This is a genomic window from Enterobacter sp. 4974935, assembly GCF_058661735.1.
The window spans coordinates 1,171,091-1,188,060 of sequence record NZ_JBZWGT010000003.1 but is presented as its reverse complement, the minus strand read 5'-3'; the positions used below and the strand labels follow the sequence as shown (position 1 = coordinate 1,188,060).

General features: G+C 56.4%; 17 protein-coding genes. 1 reads left to right on the top strand and 16 read right to left on the bottom strand.

The features are described 5' to 3' along the window. Positions 1–3: 3 nt before the first annotated feature. The 14 genes from AC4OVS_RS06900 to pdxB form a co-directional block, all read right to left on the bottom strand. Entirely contained in the window at positions 4–717 is a 714-nt protein-coding gene (locus tag AC4OVS_RS06900; RefSeq protein ID WP_003861424.1) for an ABC transporter permease, read from the bottom strand. Then, positions 714–1,400 (bottom strand): histidine ABC transporter permease HisQ, encoded by a 687-nt coding sequence (locus tag AC4OVS_RS06895; RefSeq protein ID WP_006811404.1) that lies wholly within the window; start codon positions 1,398–1,400, stop codon positions 714–716. The genes AC4OVS_RS06900 and AC4OVS_RS06895 overlap by 4 nt, the downstream gene beginning before the upstream one ends. Positions 1,401–1,488: 88 nt before the next feature. Further along, on the bottom strand, positions 1,489–2,271 hold the full coding sequence (gene hisJ, locus AC4OVS_RS06890; protein WP_003861421.1) for a histidine ABC transporter substrate-binding protein HisJ: 783 nt from the start codon (positions 2,269–2,271) through the stop codon (positions 1,489–1,491). A gap of 224 nt (positions 2,272–2,495) precedes the next feature. Then, on the bottom strand, positions 2,496–3,278 hold the full coding sequence (gene argT, locus AC4OVS_RS06885) for a lysine/arginine/ornithine ABC transporter substrate-binding protein ArgT (protein ID WP_491922283.1): 783 nt from the start codon (positions 3,276–3,278) through the stop codon (positions 2,496–2,498). A 290-nt stretch (positions 3,279–3,568) separates the two neighbouring features. Further along, the gene (locus tag AC4OVS_RS06880) at positions 3,569–4,138 is read right to left on the bottom strand and encodes a UbiX family flavin prenyltransferase (RefSeq protein WP_015572254.1); all 570 of its coding nucleotides are present in this window, start codon (positions 4,136–4,138) and stop codon (positions 3,569–3,571) included. A gap of 89 nt (positions 4,139–4,227) precedes the next feature. After that, positions 4,228–5,745: an amidophosphoribosyltransferase gene (gene purF, locus AC4OVS_RS06875; protein WP_008502595.1), complete on the bottom strand. Its 1,518-nt coding sequence runs from the start codon at positions 5,743–5,745 to the stop codon at positions 4,228–4,230. A gap of 33 nt (positions 5,746–5,778) precedes the next feature. Then, on the bottom strand, positions 5,779–6,267 hold the full coding sequence (gene cvpA, locus AC4OVS_RS06870) for a colicin V production protein (RefSeq protein ID WP_000262116.1): 489 nt from the start codon (positions 6,265–6,267) through the stop codon (positions 5,779–5,781). A gap of 219 nt (positions 6,268–6,486) precedes the next feature. Next, entirely contained in the window at positions 6,487–7,173 is a 687-nt protein-coding gene (gene dedD / locus AC4OVS_RS06865) for a cell division protein DedD (RefSeq protein ID WP_023300639.1), read from the bottom strand. Next, the gene (gene folC / locus AC4OVS_RS06860) at positions 7,163–8,431 is read right to left on the bottom strand and encodes a bifunctional tetrahydrofolate synthase/dihydrofolate synthase (protein ID WP_491922282.1); all 1,269 of its coding nucleotides are present in this window, start codon (positions 8,429–8,431) and stop codon (positions 7,163–7,165) included. Before folC ends, dedD begins: the two co-directional genes overlap by 11 nt. 70 nt (positions 8,432–8,501) lie before the next feature. Further along, entirely contained in the window at positions 8,502–9,407 is a 906-nt protein-coding gene (gene accD / locus AC4OVS_RS06855; protein ID WP_022648854.1) for an acetyl-CoA carboxylase, carboxyltransferase subunit beta, read from the bottom strand. 154 nt (positions 9,408–9,561) lie between these two features. Beyond that, the gene (locus AC4OVS_RS06850; protein WP_006811410.1) at positions 9,562–10,221 is read right to left on the bottom strand and encodes a DedA family protein; all 660 of its coding nucleotides are present in this window, start codon (positions 10,219–10,221) and stop codon (positions 9,562–9,564) included. Between the two features lie 28 nt (positions 10,222–10,249). Further along, positions 10,250–11,062, bottom strand: coding sequence for a tRNA pseudouridine(38-40) synthase TruA (gene truA, locus AC4OVS_RS06845; protein WP_001286071.1), 813 nt, complete (start codon positions 11,060–11,062; stop codon positions 10,250–10,252). After that, positions 11,062–12,075: an aspartate-semialdehyde dehydrogenase gene (locus AC4OVS_RS06840; protein WP_023306649.1), complete on the bottom strand. Its 1,014-nt coding sequence runs from the start codon at positions 12,073–12,075 to the stop codon at positions 11,062–11,064. The genes truA and AC4OVS_RS06840 overlap by 1 nt, the downstream gene beginning before the upstream one ends. Before the next feature lie 67 nt (positions 12,076–12,142). Then, positions 12,143–13,279 carry a 4-phosphoerythronate dehydrogenase PdxB gene (gene pdxB / locus AC4OVS_RS06835; protein WP_023306650.1) on the bottom strand — a complete coding sequence of 379 codons (1,137 nt, stop codon included), beginning with the start codon at positions 13,277–13,279 and terminating at the stop codon, positions 12,143–12,145. A gap of 111 nt (positions 13,280–13,390) precedes the next feature. Between pdxB and flk the strand changes: the two genes are divergently transcribed. Further along, complete coding sequence (gene flk, locus AC4OVS_RS06830; protein WP_045621148.1) at positions 13,391–14,395, top strand: flagella biosynthesis regulator Flk; 1,005 nt, start codon at positions 13,391–13,393, stop codon at positions 14,393–14,395. A gap of 84 nt (positions 14,396–14,479) precedes the next feature. Here the strand turns inward: flk and AC4OVS_RS06825 are convergent, their stop codons facing one another. Beyond that, on the bottom strand, positions 14,480–15,658 hold the full coding sequence (locus AC4OVS_RS06825) for an MFS transporter (protein WP_491922281.1): 1,179 nt from the start codon (positions 15,656–15,658) through the stop codon (positions 14,480–14,482). 68 nt (positions 15,659–15,726) lie between these two features. After that, positions 15,727–16,944 (bottom strand): beta-ketoacyl-ACP synthase I, encoded by a 1,218-nt coding sequence (gene fabB, locus AC4OVS_RS06820; RefSeq protein WP_022648859.1) that lies wholly within the window; start codon positions 16,942–16,944, stop codon positions 15,727–15,729. Positions 16,945–16,970 lie beyond the last annotated feature (26 nt).

Genomic DNA, 16,970 nt, shown 5'->3' with positions numbered 1-16,970 from the left:
TTCTCAGTGCGTCGACGGTTTTATATGCTGCAACCAGCGTTTTTCAGCCTTACGGAACAGGCTGATCAGGACGTAAGAAATGATCAAATAGAGCACTGCCGCAATGCCAAACGCCGTAAACGGCTGGTAGGTGGCAGAGTTAATATCGCGGGCAATCTTTAACAGATCAGGCACCGTGGCGGTAAACGCCAGTGCCGTCGAATGCAGCATTAAAATCACTTCGTTGCTGTACGCCGGCAGCGCAATGCGCAGCGCTGAAGGCAGAATAATACAGCGGTAGAGCTTCACGGAGGAGAAGCCATACGCGCGCGCCGCCTCAATCTCACCGTGCGGCACGGAACGAATGGCCCCGGCGAAGATTTCGGTGGTATAGGCGCAGGTATTAAGGGTCAGCGCCAGCACCGTACAGTTCAGACCGCTGCGGAAGAACGCGTTCAGCATCTCGGTGCCTTTCACGATCTCCAGCGTGTACATTCCGGAATAGAACACCAGCAGCTGCACGTACAGCGGCGTACCGCGAAACACGTAGGTGAACAGCCAGATCGGAAACTGGATAAATTTATTGTTCGACACGCGGCCAATGGCGAGAAACACCGCCAGAATGCCGCCCATGACCACCGAGGAGATCAGCAGCCACAGCGTGATCGCCACGCCAGTAAAGCGGTAGCCATCCGTCCACAGCAGGGATTTCCAGTACTCCTGAATAATCTCAATCACAGGTCAGCCCTCTTCACACCCACGGAGTAGCGACGTTCGAGCAGAAGCAGCACACCATTGGAGACGGTCGTAAAGACCAGATAGATTACGCCGCAGACCACCGCAAAATAGAACGGTTCCCAGGTACTTTTACCCGCCAGCTGCGTGGCCTTCACCACATCTTCCAGACCCAGCAGGGAGACCAGCGCCGTTGCCTTGAGAATAACCTGCCAGTTGTTACCGATGCCCGGCAGCGCGTAGCGCATCATGGCCGGGAACATGATCCGGCGAAACGTTTGTGAGGAGGTAAAACCGTAGGCGGTCGCCGCTTCAATGTGCCCTTTCGGCACGGCCATGTAAGCGCCGCGAAAGGTCTCAGTGAAATAAGCACCGTAGATAAAACCAAGGGTAATAATACCGGCCACCATCGGGTCGATATCGATCTGATCCATGCCGATGGCATCCGTGACACCGTTAAGTGCGATTTGCAGGCCATAAAAGATCAGCAGCATCAGCACCAGGTCAGGCACGCCGCGAATCAGCGTGGTATAGCCTTCAAATATCAGCGCCAGCGGTCTGTTGGCGGATAACTTTGCCCCCGCGCCCGCCAGGCCTATCAGCACCGCCAGCACCACGGAGCTGATAGCCAGCTCAAGGGTGACAAGCGCGCCCTGTAAAATAACGCCAGAAAATCCGTACAGCATACCGCGTGCCCTGTCGTCTCGTGAGTGGTGGAACCGTGTCTTTTCCCCTCCCGCAACGGGAGGGGCCGCACGTTATCAGACGGGGCGATTAGCCGCCGTAAACATTAAAATCGAAGTACTTTTTCGCCAGCTTGTCGTAAGTGCCGTCCGCGCGCATCTCGGCGAACGCTTTGTTCAGGGCTTCACGCAGTTCGTTGTCTTCTTTCCGCAGGCCCATACCGGTGCCAACGCCAAAGAGTTTTTCGTCCTTAATGGACGGACCGCCGAACTTGTAATCTTTACCCACAGGCTGTTTCAGGAAGCCTTCGCTTGCCGCCACTTCATCCTGGAATGCCGCGTCAATACGGCCTGCCGTCAGGTCTGCGTAGATGTTTTCCTGACCCTGGTAAGAGACAATTTCAATCCCCTTTGGCGCCCAGTGCTCGTTACCGTAGGTTTCCTGCGTCGTACCCTGCAACACGCCCACGCGTTTGCCCTTCAGAGATTCAAGGGTTGGCTGAATGTCAGAAGATTTCGCCACCACCAGACGTGAGTCAGCCGCGTAGAGTTTGTCCGTGAAGGCAATCTCCTGCTGACGTTTTTCGGTGATAGACAGGGAGGACATGATCACGTCAATTTTTTTCGCTTTCAGGGACGGGATTAGCGCGTCCAGCGGGTTTTCAACGTAGGTACATTGCGCTTTAATGCGTTTGCACAGCTCGTTAGCCAGATCGATGTCAAAACCGACCAGTTCCCCCTTCGCATTTTTCGATTCGAAAGGCGCGTAGGTTGGGTCAGTCCCAATACGAATTTTCTGCGGAATGGCTGCGAATGCTGCGGTGGCGCTGGAAAAGGCCAGTACCAGAGAAAGTGACAACACCAGTTTTTTCATATCTGTCCTCAACAAACTGTCTAAATACGAGATTTTACGACTATGGGGTGCCGTTAATGTGCCATTAATCCCCTCACTCAGGCAAAGATTAATGCCTCTGAACGGGAATTTTTGCATTTAAAATGCTTAACTATGCACACAGCGTTCCAATATGGTGCATTGCTTGCACCATACTGGAACACTCCCCCTAAAGATGCACCACATCAGTGCATCTCATTCAGGTATTAATCACCGTAGACGTTGAAATCGAAGTATTTCTTCGCCAGTTTGTCGTAGGTACCGTCTGTACGCAGCTCATTAAACGCTTTGTCGAAGGCGGCTTTCAGCTCGGTATCATCCTTACGCAGGCCAATACCGGTGCCGTCGCCAAAGTATTTTTTGTCTTTCACCGACGGGCCGGCAAAGGCGTACTCTTTACCCGCAGGCTGTTTCAGGAAGCCTTCGCTCGCGGCGACTTCATCCTGAAACGCGGCATCCAGACGGCCTGCCGCCAGGTCAGAGTAGATCAGATCCTGGTTCTGGTAAGCGACCACATCGACGCCTTTCTCGCGCCAGTTAGCATTGGCGTAACCTTCCTGGGTCGAGCCCTGAAGCACGCCAACATGTTTGCCTTTCAGCGAGTCGATGGTCGGCTGGATTGGCGAGCCTTTCGCGGCAATCAAACGTGAGTCGGCAGCGTAGAGCTTCTCTGAGAAGGCGATCTCCTGCTGACGTTTTTCCGTTATGGAGAGAGAAGAGATAATGGCATCAATTTTCTTGGCTTTCAGCGACGGGATCAGCGCGTCAAAGTCACTGCCCACCCATGTGCATTTCACTTCCATGCGTTTGCACATCTCATTTCCCAGATCGATATCAAACCCCACGAAGTCGCCTTTCGCATCCTTGGAGGAGAATGGCGCGTAGGTTGCGTCTGTACCGATACGAACTGTCTGTGGTAGCGCTGCATAGCTACTTGCTGCTGCACTCAAGCCCACGAGCAAAGACAGAGCCAGAACCGTCTTCTTCATACATTTACCCTCAAGAACCGTGATTTTATTATGGTTTATGTTGTGTGTTGTGTTGCAGGCTGCTCTTGCAGGTCTTATGCCACATTGTCGTCGGGTTAAAACTACGACGTTAAATATGTTAATAAAACGTTGCGATACTGCCTTAATGGTGAAAGATAGCAGGTCTGCCGAACGAACCGGAAAGAGAAAAAGGGAAAAAGCGAATTAAATGTCGAGGATATGATCGCGGTTGCAGTTTTGCCCTGAAACAGGGCAAACAGTCATTTCATGCACCTTGTTTGTGCACAGCTTCACGCCCCCTGCCAGCGGGTAAAGAGATCTTCCGGCAGGTCTATATCGAACTGATCCAGCACGCGGTTAACGGTCTGGTTGATGACATCGTCCAGCGTTTGCGGACGATGATAGAACGCGGGGACCGGCGGCATTATCACAGCTCCCAGTTCGGCTGCCTGCGTCATTAAACGCAGATGTCCCAGGTGCAGCGGCGTTTCCCGCACGCAGAGCACCAGAGGACGACGCTCTTTCAGCACCACGTCCGCCGCACGCGTCACCAGCGTGTCGGTATAGCTGTTTACGATACCGGAGAGGGTTTTAATCGAACAGGGCAAAATAACCATGCCGGCCGTTTTAAACGAGCCCGAAGAGATGCTGGCGGCGATATCGCGGGCATCGTGGACAACATCAGCCAGCGCCTGAACGTCGCGCAGAGAGAGATCGGTTTCAAGAGAGAGGGTCTGACGCGCCGCCTGGCTCATCACCAGATGAGTTTCTACGCCTGCAACGTCACGCAGCACCTGTAACAGCCGGACGCCATAAATCGCGCCGCTGGCACCGCTGATCCCTACAATGAGTCTTTTCATGATTTTTGCCCTTGCTGATTTCAGGGCTGACTGTGCAGGATTTTACGGGGAGTTGCAAGTGAGGGCGAGCCCCCTCACTTGCCGGAGCATCAACCTTCGTTGTGCATCTCTAAGCTTTCGAGATCGTTTTGCAGCTGGACGGCTTTCGCATCGTCGTTACGCAGAGAATCAAGGTAGTCGAGATACTGCTGGTCTACGTCTTTTGTCACGTAGATCCCATTGAATACCGAGCATTCGAACTGCTGAATATCCGGGTTCTCGGCGCGCACCGCATCGATCAGATCGTTCAGATCCTGGAAAATCAGGCCGTCGGCCCCGATGATCTGGCGAATCTCATCCACTTCTCGGCCATGCGCAATCAGCTCATTAGCGGTTGGCATATCAATGCCATACACGTTCGGGAAGCGAATTTCCGGCGCTGCGGAGGCGAGATATACTTTCTTCGCCCCGGCCTCACGCGCCATCTCAATGATCTGCTCAGACGTCGTGCCGCGCACAATGGAGTCGTCCACCAGCAGCACGTTCTTGTCGCGGAACTCGGCACGGTTAGCGTTCAGCTTACGACGTACGGACTTACGACGCAGCTGCTGGCCCGGCATGATAAAGGTGCGGCCAACGTAGCGGTTTTTCACGAAGCCCTGACGGTACGGCTTGTCCAGAATACGGGCAATTTCCAGCGCGATATCACAGGAGGTTTCAGGGATTGGGATCACGACGTCGATGTCGAGATCGTCCCACTCGCGGGCAATCTTCTCGCCCAGCTTCGTCCCCATGTTGACGCGCGCGCTGTAAACGGAAATTTTGTCGATGAACGAGTCCGGACGCGCGAAGTAAACGTATTCGAACAGGCACGGGTTGCTCACCGGATTGTCGGCGCACTGGCGGGTAAACAGCTGGCCCTTCTCGGTGATATAGACCGCTTCGCCTGGCGCGACATCACGCAGGAATTCGAAGCCCAGCGTGTCCAGCGCCACGCTTTCGGAGGCAACCATGTACTCGGAACGGCCATCGCCGAGGTCACGTTTGCCGAGCACCAGCGGGCGAATGCCATTTGGATCGCGGAAGGCCACCATGCCGTGACCGATAATCATCGCCACGCAAGCGTACGCGCCACGGATCTGGCGATTAGTCGCGGCAACGGCGGCAAAAATGTTGTCTGCTTCCAGCGGATAATGGCGGAAGTTATCCAGCTCGCTGGCAAAGATATTGAGCAGGATTTCAGAATCAGAGGTGGTGTTAATGTGGCGACGTTTCTCTTCGAACAGCTTTTTACGCAGCTCGTGGGCATTGGTCAGATTGCCATTGTGGGCAAGCGTGATGCCATACGGGGAGTTAACGTAAAAAGGCTGAGCCTCAGAGGCGCTGGAACTGCCAGCAGTAGGATAACGAACGTGACCGATCCCCATATTACCTTGCAGACGCTGCATATGGCGGGCTTCAAACACATCGTTTACCAGGCCATTCGCCTTGCGTAAACGGAAGCAGTTGTTTGCATCAATGGTGATGATACCCGCAGCATCCTGCCCACGGTGCTGAAGCACCGTTAACGCGTCATAAATCGACTGGTTTACCGGCATGAAACCGGCGATACCGACAATACCGCACATTCGTCTTTTCCTCGTTAAGCCACATCTCAGGGTTTATGCCCTGGGCAAGAAACTCGACGAGCTTTGCAGATAGTCAAAGAACCATCTGATGATGAAGCTGAACTCCGGAATGAGCTGCGATTTTTGCCAGTCTTCACTTTTGGAGAACCCGGTAAAGGTATCCAGGAAGAACAGGATCGCGGCCACAATCAGCACGCCTCGCAACGCGCCGAAACAGATGCCGAGCACCCTGTCCGTTCCTGACAGACCGGTTTTCTCGACCAGCTGACCTATCACGTAATTGACGATAGCGCCGACAATCAGCGTCGCGATAAACAGCACCGCGATGGCGATTCCGTTTCGGACCAGTTCATCTTCAAAGCCCGTGAACCAGACAGACAGGTAAGTGTAGTAATGACTGGCAACAAAGAAAGCACAACCCCAGGTTACCAGCGATAACGCTTCACGAACAAAGCCACGGATCAGGCTAACCAGACAGGAAAAACCAATCACCGCAATGATGGCGTAATCAATCCAGACCATATGTGTCCCACGATTAAACGCCCTGTCATCCAGTTCGGGGCGAATTCTAACAGAAAAAGAAAACGTTTGCGTAGGGATTTCCTTCCCACGCGTAAATAAAAAAGGCGCTGAAAAAATGCTCAACGCCCCTCCGCCTGACGTCTCTGTGGACGTCTGCTTTCTCCCCCTCACCCTAACCCTCTCCCCTTTGGGGAGAGGGCCGGGGTGAGGGGAGCCTTATCAGTTTGCGCTGTAGTTCATCACCACACCGCTCAGGCCGGAGATTTGCTTCAGCTCGCCAAGCGAACCTTTGAGCTTATCTTTAGACGCATCCGGCCCCACGAGGATACGGGTAATTTTACCCTGTACCGGCGTGGTGGGTGAAGTATAAACACGGTATCCCGCGCCGCGCAGTTTACTCACAATCTCATTGACCTTATCTGCATTTTTCAATGCACCGAGCTGAACGACATAGGCTTTGCCGGTAGGGGCCGCGTCCTGTTTCGCCGGCGGTGGCGTTTCTGAAGCGGCTGCCAGTTGCTCGGCCGCTTTATCCCGCTGCGGTTTCGGCTGCGGCTTCTCCACCGGTTTCGGCTTCTCAACAGGCTTAGGCTGTTCTACCGGCACCGGATCAATCTCGATGTTATTGTTCGTCGCCAGACGCGACGGGTCAAGAGACGGCGCGGCTGCATCACCTGCGCGCACCTCTTCCGCTGCGCCTTCAGGCGGCTGGGCTGGCAGCGCCTGCGTTGCCGCTGGCAGCATATCGGGCTCGTCGCGATCGCCCGGTTTGGGTACCAGCGGAATGGCCGCAAATTCATCCTGGTAATGCTTTTTCTGCCCGTCGAGCAATCCCGGGAGAATAATCACCCCGAGCGCGACCAGCACAATGGTTCCTGTTAAACGGTTCTGAAACTTACTCGCCACCGGTTCTCCCCGCGTCCATCACTTCCATGACATGTGCCACCGTGTGGAATGACCCACACACCAGCACGGTATCTTCTGGTTTAGCCTCCGCCATCGCGGCACGCCAGGCCGAAACCACACTGCTGTAGATTTCGCCTTTGCCGAGATGTTCCATCAACTGCTCAGCAGTCGCGCCGCGCGGCCCTTCCAGAGGAGCACAATACCAGCTATCGACCACACTCTCCATGCAGGCCAGCGTGCCGCCGATATCTTTATCATGAAGCATACCGATAACCGCCAGCACGCGCCCGGTTTTTGGTAACGATTTGAGACGTCCTGCGAGGTACGCCGCCGCATGCGGGTTATGTGCAACATCCAGAATCAGACGCGGTGACTCACTCACAATCTGAAAACGTCCCGGCAGCAGTGCGTTCTGAATGCCATCGCGGATTGCCTGCTCGCTCACCGTTAACCCGCTGGCGCGCAGGGCTGCCAGCGCAGTCGCCGCGTTAGGCTGTGGCACCTGCGGCAGCGGCAGATTCTCCAGCACGCCCTGCGCGTCGCTGAAGCGCCAGCCGTTGTCCTGCACCTCATACTGCCAGTCCACGCCGCGACGCAGCAGTCGAGCACCCTTCTCTTTCGCCACTTCAGCGATGGTATGTGGCATGTCCGGTTCGCCAACCACGGCAGGCTTATCGGCCCGGAAAATACCGGCCTTCTCACGGCCAATGCTTTCGCGGTCGGGCCCCAGCCAGTCGGTGTGATCCAGCGCGATGCTGGTGACGACGGCGACATCCGCATCTACCATATTTGTGGCATCCAGACGCCCGCCCAGCCCCACTTCCAGGATCACCACGTCCAGTTGCGCCTGCTTAAACAGCCACAGCACCGACAGGGTGCCGTATTCGAAATAGGTTAATGAGGTATCGCCGCGCGCGGCTTCGATAGCGGCAAACGACGCCGTATGGGCCGATTCGGCCAGCTCGGTGTTTTGCACCCGCACCCGCTCGGTGTAGCGCACCAGATGCGGCGAGCTGTAAACGCCTACCTTATAACCGGCTGCCATCAGGACAGATTCCAGCGTGCGGCAGGTGGTGCCTTTACCGTTAGTGCCGGCCACGGTAAACACGAAAGGCGCAGGTTTCAGCACGTCAAGGCGCGCGGCAACCTGGCTTACGCGCTCAAGGCCCATGTCGATAGTTTTACTGTGCAGGTTTTCCAGATAAGAAAGCCACGCGGCCAGGGGCGACGTGGCTTGAGGAATGCTTTTATTTTCCATGATGCCCGGTTGTCATTAACGGTTTAGAAAGCAAAAGGGCAGCGCCATTTGGCCCTGCCCTTTTCAGTTATCAGGCCTCGGGTTCCTGATCCGGTACCACCACGCCTTCGCGCGGCTCGTCCGGGCTCGGCGACGGCAGATTCATCAGCTTCGCCAGGACGCTTGCCAGTTTGAGGCGCATCTCCGGGCGGCGGACGATCATGTCGATAGCACCCTTCTCAATGAGGAACTCACTGCGCTGGAAGCCCGGCGGCAGTTTCTCACGTACGGTCTGCTCGATAACGCGAGGACCGGCAAAGCCGATCAGCGCTTTTGGCTCAGCGATGTTCAGGTCGCCCAGCATCGCGAAGCTTGCAGAAACGCCGCCCATGGTTGGGTCGGTCAGTACCGAGATGTACGGCAGACCGCGCTCCTGCATTTTCGCCAGCGCGGCAGAGGTTTTCGCCATCTGCATCAGGGACATCAGCGCTTCCTGCATTCGTGCGCCACCGGAGGCGGAGAAGCAGATCAGCGGGCAGTTGTCTTCCAGCGCCTGCTCAACGGCACGCACGAAACGCGCACCAACCACAGAGCCCATTGAGCCGCCCATAAAGGCGAACTCAAACGCGGCGGCAACCACCGGCATCTCATGCAGGGTGCCTTTCATGACGATCAGCGCGTCTTTCTCGCCGGTCTCTTTCTGTGCAGAGGCCAGACGATCTTTGTATTTTTTGGAGTCGCGGAACTTAAGCACATCTTTTGGCTCCAGTTCGCTGCCCAGTTCTACCAGAGAACCTTCGTCCAGCAGGCTATGCAGGCGGTTGCGCGCCGACATACGCATATGGTGGTCACACTTCGGACACACCTCAAGATTGCGTTCCAGCTCTGCGCGATACAGAACCTGGCCGCAGCTATCACACTTCGTCCATACCCCTTCAGGAATGCTCGCTTTACGCGTTGGGGTAATGTTGCTTTTAATTCGTTCAATCCAGCTCATTGATAACCTTTCTGCCTGAACCTGGTCGTATGCCAGTTTTGCTGTAAGAGGCGAATAATGCCATTTTTGCCTCCAACAGACCATGAATGTTGCACATTAAAACATAACAGCCCGAAACTTTGGATAAAAAAGTGGTCGAACCGCCAGCGTGCATTTACTTCGCTTGTTTTGCCGCCGCGCGTTTGTGACGAATAATTTCGATCACACCCGGCAGAACGGAAAGCACAATAATCGCTACAATCAGTAACTTAAGGTTTTCCTGAACCACCGGCAGATCGCCAAACAGGTAGCCCGCATAGGTAAACAGCAGTACCCACAGCAGCGCGCCCACCACGTTGTACATGGCAAAATGACGATAGGACATGTGACCCATTCCCGCTACAAACGGTGCAAATGTGCGCACAATAGGCACAAAACGGGCAAGTATAATGGTTTTACCGCCATGGCGCTCATAGAACGCATGGGTCTTATCTAAATAACTGCGGCGGAAAATCTTCGAGTCCGGATTACTGAACAACCGCTCGCCAAACACCCGCCCGATAGTGTAGTTGACCGCATCACCAATAATCGCGGCGATGATCATCAGGACGACCATCAGGTGGACATTCAGGTCATTCGTTGGCAGTGCGGATAACGCGCCCGCCACGAACAGCAGTGAATCTCCCGGCAGGAACGGCGTAACCACAAGGCCGGTTTCACAGAACAGAATGAGGAACAGAATGGCGTATACCCAGACGCCGTACTGCGCGACCAGCTCCGCCAGGTGAACATCAATGTGCAGGATGAAATCAATCAGAAAACGTATTACGTCCATATTGTCTAAGCCCTAATTGCGCCTTTGTTTAGTCCGCTAAAAACAGCGGGCCCATTGGCGGTTTTGGCAGGTCGAACCGGTCCGGGTAATCCACCGAAACCAGATACAGACCTTCCGCTTTCGCCGTTGCTGCCGCAAGCGTTCTGTCCTTCGCTGCCAGCAGTTCTGCAATCCAGCTCTCCGGCTGGTGTCCGGCGCCCACTTCCATCAGGCTGCCTACAATATTCCGCACCATATGATGTACAAAGGCATTGGCTTTGATATCCACCACCACATACGCGCCATAACGACTGACGTTAATGTGCATGACGTTACGCCACGGCGTACGGGACTGACACTGCACCGCACGAAACGACGTAAAATCATTCTCTCCAATCAGACACTGCGCCGCACGCTGCATACGTTCTGCATCCAGCGGTTCATAAAAATGCGTCACGCCCTGGCTTAACACCGCCGGGCGCAGGCGCTGGTTGTAGATGACATAACGGTAGCGCCGCGCCGTCGCGCTGAAACGCGCGTGAAAATCATCCGGCACAGCTTTCACCCAACGCACGGCAATGTCACCAGGCAAATTCGCATTTACACCCAGCGTCCAGGCCGCGTCTTTGCGCACGGCGGTGGTGTCAAAATGCACCACCTGCCCCGTGCCGTGAACGCCGGCATCGGTGCGGCCCGCACAGAAGACGCTTATCGGTTCATTCGCCACCTGAGAGAGCGCTTTCTCCAGCTTCTCCTGGACGCTGCGCACCTCATTCTGCCGCTGCCAGCCATAGTATTTACTGCCATCGTATTCAATGCCGAGGGCAATTCTGTGGACCGGCTTTTGTTCCACATCTGACATCAGTACAGATACTCCTGCACCAGTTTTTCCGCGATTTTGACCGCCATCAGCGCGCCGCCAAAACGCACGTTGTCGGCAACGGACCAGAACTGCACCTGCTCAGGCATACCGTAATCGTTACGCACGCAGCCCACAGAGAGATGCGCGCTGCCGGTAGCGTCGCCCACCTGCGTCGGGAATTCACTCTCTTCGGACAGGACAAGGTCCTCTCCGCGGCCAAACGCGTCGCGGGCTTCTTCAGCCGCCAGCGGACGCAGGGCTTCAAACCCGACCATCTGCGCGTGGCCGTAAAAGACCGGAGACTGCACGACGTTCGCGGAGATCATCAGACCGTCATCCTGCAGAATTTTGCGTGCTTCATCGACGATACGACGCTCTTCCCGCACCGAACCTTCACGATCCGGCAGCAGCGGCAGCATGTTGAACGCCAGCTGGCGGCCAAAGAAATCATCTTCGTCGATCGGGATACCGTTCAGCAGCTTCGCGCTCTGCCCTGCCAGTGCGTCTACGGCTTTTTTGCCGTTAGCGGAGGCTGACAGCAGGCTGGTCACGGAAATACGCGACAGGCCACCGTCGTCGATCAGCGGCTTCAGCGCGGTCAGCAGCTGGCTGGTGAGGCTGTTCGGTACTGCAATGATATTGCGGTTGCGGTAGTCAGCCAGCACAAACGGGTTGACGTCCGGCACCACCAGCGGCACATCCGGCTCCAGGGAGAACAGGCCGCTCAGGTCGATCACCAGACAGCCTGAATTGGTCGCTTCTTCAATGTAGGATGCCGTGGCTTCCGCACCTGCGGCAAAAAACGCCAGCTGAGCCTGTGTCCAGTCAAACGCGGCGGCATCCTGCACCATCACGGATTTCCCGCCGAAACGCAGATGTTCTCCTGCGCTGTCGGTACGCGCCAGCGCGTAAATGTCGCCCACCGGGAACTGACGCTCAGCAAGGGTTTCAAGCAGGGCTTCGCCCACGGCACCAGTGGCACCCAAAATGGCAATGTTCCAGCCTTCAGACATGGTGGTTTACTCCAGAAATAAAAAAGCGTCCCTGCCGGAATATCCGACAGGGAGCATTAAGAAGACATTAACGTGCCGGGTGGTGAACGGCGTTAAATCCCAGCTGATGCAGCAGCGCCGCCGCGGGGGCGTCATCGCACATCACATACAGGGAGGACCACTCGCGGCGCTCAAGGTAATTTTTGCGCAGCTTGTCAAACTCACCCGGAATACCCGCCACTTTACGCAGCAGCGCGTCATCGCGGCGCACATCATACACCAAATGCACCAGTCTTTTCAGCGTTGCCTCATCCAGCGGTCCATGAAGGGTAATGCGACCAAATTCCGGGGCGGGCAGCAGCGTATCCAGCGCGACCTGCTGCGGATGGCCGATAAAGGCGCTGTAAGCCTCAAACACCTGGGTTGTACCACGCGCTTTGCCTTCAAGGGTATAACCCGCGATATGCGCGGTACCCACGTCCACCTTATTCAGCAATGCGACGTTGAGATCCGGCTCTGGCTCCCAGACGTCCAGTACGACGCTAAGATCTTGACCCTCGTCGAGACATGTCAGCAGCGCCGCGTTATCCACCACCGGTCCCCGGCAGGCATTTATCAGAATAGTGCCAGCCTTCAGACGGCGGATCAGCTTTTCGTCGGCCAGGTGCAGAGTCTTGTACGGCCCTTCTTTAAAGAGCGGCGTATGGAAGGTGATGACGTCGCACTCGTCGACCAGCTCATCCAGCGTGCGGAAATCGCCCTCATCGCCGTTATCCTTACGCGGCGGATCGCACAGCAGAGTGCGGATGCCCCAGGCTTCCAGACGCTTTTGCAGACGTCCGCCCACGTTGCCCACACCCACAATCCCGACGGTGCGGTCTTTCAGCGCAAAACCATCGCGCTCGGCCAGCATCAATAGCGAGGAGAATACATATTCCACGACGGCAATGGCGTTACAGCCTGGTGCCGCGGAAAAACCAATCCCCGCCTGCTTAAGCCACTGGTCATCCACATGATCGGTCCCGGCCGTTGCCGTCCCGACAAATTTAACCCCTTTGCCGGTGAGCAGCGCCTCATTTACTTTGGTCACCGAGCGCACCATCAGGGCGTCTGCATCGTCCAGTTCGCTGACCGGAATCGGGCGACCAGGGACAGCCTTAACCTCACCCAGGCGGCTGAACAGCTCACGGGCGTAAGGCATATTTTCATCAACGAGGATTTTCACGTCTGAGTACCTGTTTGAGAGGAAGTAAACCTGCCAAGTGTGCCATAATCTCGCCGCCGGGCATATATCTCCGCCCGGTTACGCAGAGTTTGACTTTAAGGATTTTTGACGATGCAGCCCATTTCAGGTACGCCTCCGCGCCCTCCGGGTGAAGGCCCCGTAACGCCCAACACGCCAGGCGAACAACCGCTCTCCACGCAGCAACGCACCGTACTGGAGCGTCTTATCACGCGTCTTATTGCGTTGACCTCACAGCAAAACGCAGAGGTATGGGCCGGCGTTAAGCACGATTTGGGCGTCAGAAACGATGCGCCGCTACAGTCGCGCCATTTCCCTGCCGCCGAACAAAACCTGAACCAGCGTCTTACCAGCGCACAGCAGCAACATACTACCCGCCAGATTATCTCGCAGCTGACCGAGCTGCTGGGCCAGGGGAATAATCGTCAGGCAGTGAGTGATTTTATCCGTCAACAGTACGGTCATACCGCCCTGAGCCAGCTTTCGCCGGAACAGCTGAAAACCGTGTTGACCCTGCTGCAAAGCAATCAGCTTTCTATCCCGCAGCCGCAACAGCGCCCGTCTACAGAGCGGCCATTACAGCCTGCGGAGCATAATACGCTCAAGCAGATGGTCACTAAGCTGGCTGCCGCCACCGGCGAACCGACAAAGCTTATCTGGCAATCCATGCTGGAACTTTCCGGTGTGAAAGCGGGCGAGATGATCCCGGCAAAACAGTTTACCCATCTGGTCACCTGGCTCCAGGCGCGTCAGACGCTCAGCACCCAGAGCGCTCCGACCCTGCACAGCGTACAGGCGGCACTGAAACAACCGCTGGAACCGCACGAGTTCGATATGATCCGGGATTACGCCCAGCAGAGCTGGCAGGCGACACCGCAAACCGTGCTGACCACCGCGCAGGTACAGGATTTACTGAATCAGATCTTCGTTCGCCGCGCCGAGCGGGAAGGCGGCGTGCCGGAGGTAAGAAACATTCAGCCGATCTACAACCCGCTGTTTGCCCCCGTTGTTGACACGTTCAAGACGCTTTCTGCACGTCCGGGATTGATGTTTATCGCGTTGCTGATTGCGCTGGCGATTTTCTGGCTGGTTGCTTAAAACTGCCGGGTGGCGGCTACGCCTTACCCGGCCTACGGTTCGCGCGGTTGTAGGCCCGGTAAGCGGAGCGCCACCGGGCAAGAACTACGACCTGCGAAACGTCACCAGCGTCACCACAATCCCCACCACCGCTGACACCGCACCGGCGAGAAATACGCAAGGATAGCCAAACGACGTTGCAAGCAGCCCCGCCAGCGGCCCGGTGATGCCGTAAGAGATATCCTGAAACGCCGCATAGCCGCCTAGCGCCGTGCCGCGCACCTGCGGAGCGACGCGCTTCACCACTTCAACGCCCAGCGCCGGGAAGATCAGCGAACAGCCGCAGCCGGTTAACGCCGCACCCAGCAGCGCAACGGATGCGGACGGCGCCTGCCAGAGCAGTACCAGACCCACGGTCTCAATGACCAGTGACGCCACCGCCACCTTCACGCCGCCAAAGCGATCCGGCATCCAGCCAAACAGCACGCGCATCAATACAAACGCGCCGCCAAAGGCCGTCAGCGTAAAGCCAGCCATCGCCCAGCCGCGGCTCATGAAATAGAGGGAGACAAAGGTACCAATAACCGCGAAGCCTACCCCCTGAAGCGCCAGCCCAAGCCCCGGTTGCCAGATTTGCCCCACCACGCTCCACAGCGAAGGACGCTCGCCTTTATGGGCGGGCACCTTACGCACCGAACCGTTAAACGCCCACGCCAGCAGCGGTAATACCATGGTGGTGCCTGCCAACGCCGCAAAACCAAACTGGCTGTGGATCAGCAGCCCCAGTGGTGCGCCTGCCGCCAGCGCGCCGTAAATCGCCATCCCGTTCCAGGACATCACTTTTCCGGAACGCGCAGGTCCCACCAGCCCCATTCCCCAGGTCAGGGTGCCGGTCAGCAGCTGGCTTTCGCCAAAGCCGAGGATCAGGCGCCCCGCCACCAGCAGCGCGAATTTATACGCTGCATCTATCGGCAACAGCGCCGCCAGCAGCCAGGCTCCCCCCGCCAGCCCGCAGGCAAACATGCCCTGCAACGCCGAGCGTTTTGCGCCGTGCTGATCCGCCAGGCGACCGGCGTAGCCCCGGGTTAAAACCGTCGCTAAAAACTGAATGCCCACCGCAATACCGACCATGGTGTTGCCATAGCCCAGCTCCTGGTGAACGAACAAGGGGATCACCGGCAGCGGCAGACCAACGGTCATGTAGGTCAGAAACACCGCAAAGGCGATGCGGAAAAGGGAAAGGTTCCCGGAAGGAGCGCTCTTCTCAGGGGTAACAGCCGTCATGCATAACTCCGTGTTCAGGCATAAAAAAAGGGAGCCGCGTGGCTCCCTTCTACTATATCTTCAAACGCTTACGCTTTCAGCTTACGCATCACCAGCGTGGCGTTGGTGCCGCCGAAACCGAAGCTATTGGACATAACGGTCGTCAGCTCACGTTCGGTGGTTTCAGTCACGATGTTCAGGCCAGCCGCCTGCTCGTCCATCTCGTCGATGTTGATGCTTGGCGCGATAAAGCCGTTTTCCAGCATCAGCAGAGAGTAGATCGCTTCCTGCACGCCCGCAGCACCCAGAGAGTGACCGGTCATGGCTTTGGTTGCAGAGATCGCCGGACTGTTGTCGCCGAACACTTCACGGATCGCACCCAGCTCTTTCACGTCACCTACCGGCGTTGAGGTGCCGTGAGAGTTCAGGTAGTCGATTGGGGTATCAACGCCGTGCATCGCCATCTTCATGCAGCGCACCGCGCCTTCGCCGGATGGAGCAACCATGTCAGCGCCGTCAGACGTTGCGCCGTAGCCCACGATCTCAGCGTAGATGTGCGCGCCACGCGCCAGCGCGTGTTCCAGCTCTTCAACCACAACCATACCGCCGCCGCCAGCGATAACAAAACCGTCGCGGTGTGCATCATAGGTACGGGATGCTTTGTCTGGCGTTTCGTTGTATTTGGTGGACAGTGCGCCCATCGCGTCGAACTCACAGGCCATTTCCCAGCCCAGTTCTTCGCCGCCGCCAGCAAATACGATGTCCTGTTTGCCCAGCTGGATCTGCTCAACCGCATTACCGATACAGTGTGCGGAGGTCGCACATGCGGAGCTGATGGAGTAGTTCACACCGTGGATTTTGAACGGCGTTGCCAGGCACGCGGAAACCGCTGAACCCATGGCTTTGGTCACAACATATGGACCGACCGCTTTCAGGCCGCGCGGGCTGCGCATGGCGTCAGCACCGAACACCTGAGCTTTAGAGGAACCGCCGGAGCCTGCAATCAGGCCCACGCGTGGGTTGTTCTGGTAAGCGTCTTCGCTCAGACCAGAATCCTTGATCGCTTCCTGCATGGAAAGATAGGCGTAGATAGAGGCATCGTTCATGAAACGAACCACTTTACGGTCAATTAAACCGGTGGTATCCAGTTTAACGTTACCCCATACGTGGCTACGCATTCCAGAATCTTTAAACTCTTCAGAGAAAGTGATCCCGGAGCGTCCTTCACGCAGAGATGCCAGGACTTCCTGCTGGTTATTACCGATGCTGGAAACGATGCCCAGGCCAGTAATCACTGCACGTTTCATTCAATACCTCTGTAAGTCGCACTATA

Excerpts from the sequence above, each read along its gene's own strand:
- AC4OVS_RS06895 (WP_006811404.1), bottom strand. The coding sequence starts at position 1,400 with ATGCTGTACGGATTTTCTGGCGTTATTTTACAGGGCGCGCTTGTCACC.
- hisJ (WP_003861421.1), bottom strand. The coding sequence starts at position 2,271 with ATGAAAAAACTGGTGTTGTCACTTTCTCTGGTACTGGCCTTTTCCAGC.
- argT (WP_491922283.1), bottom strand. The coding sequence starts at position 3,278 with ATGAAGAAGACGGTTCTGGCTCTGTCTTTGCTCGTGGGCTTGAGTGCA.
- AC4OVS_RS06880 (WP_015572254.1), bottom strand. The coding sequence starts at position 4,138 with ATGAAAAGACTCATTGTAGGGATCAGCGGTGCCAGCGGCGCGATTTAT.
- purF (WP_008502595.1), bottom strand. The coding sequence starts at position 5,745 with ATGTGCGGTATTGTCGGTATCGCCGGTTTCATGCCGGTAAACCAGTCG.
- cvpA (WP_000262116.1), bottom strand. The coding sequence starts at position 6,267 with ATGGTCTGGATTGATTACGCCATCATTGCGGTGATTGGTTTTTCCTGT.
- folC (WP_491922282.1), bottom strand. The coding sequence starts at position 8,431 with ATGGAAAATAAAAGCATTCCTCAAGCCACGTCGCCCCTGGCCGCGTGG.
- accD (WP_022648854.1), bottom strand. The coding sequence starts at position 9,407 with ATGAGCTGGATTGAACGAATTAAAAGCAACATTACCCCAACGCGTAAA.
- AC4OVS_RS06850 (WP_006811410.1), bottom strand. The coding sequence starts at position 10,221 with ATGGACGTAATACGTTTTCTGATTGATTTCATCCTGCACATTGATGTT.
- truA (WP_001286071.1), bottom strand. The coding sequence starts at position 11,062 with ATGTCAGATGTGGAACAAAAGCCGGTCCACAGAATTGCCCTCGGCATT.
- AC4OVS_RS06840 (WP_023306649.1), bottom strand. The coding sequence starts at position 12,075 with ATGTCTGAAGGCTGGAACATTGCCATTTTGGGTGCCACTGGTGCCGTG.
- flk (WP_045621148.1), top strand. The coding sequence starts at position 13,391 with ATGCAGCCCATTTCAGGTACGCCTCCGCGCCCTCCGGGTGAAGGCCCC.
- AC4OVS_RS06825 (WP_491922281.1), bottom strand. The coding sequence starts at position 15,658 with ATGACGGCTGTTACCCCTGAGAAGAGCGCTCCTTCCGGGAACCTTTCC.
- fabB (WP_022648859.1), bottom strand. The coding sequence starts at position 16,944 with ATGAAACGTGCAGTGATTACTGGCCTGGGCATCGTTTCCAGCATCGGT.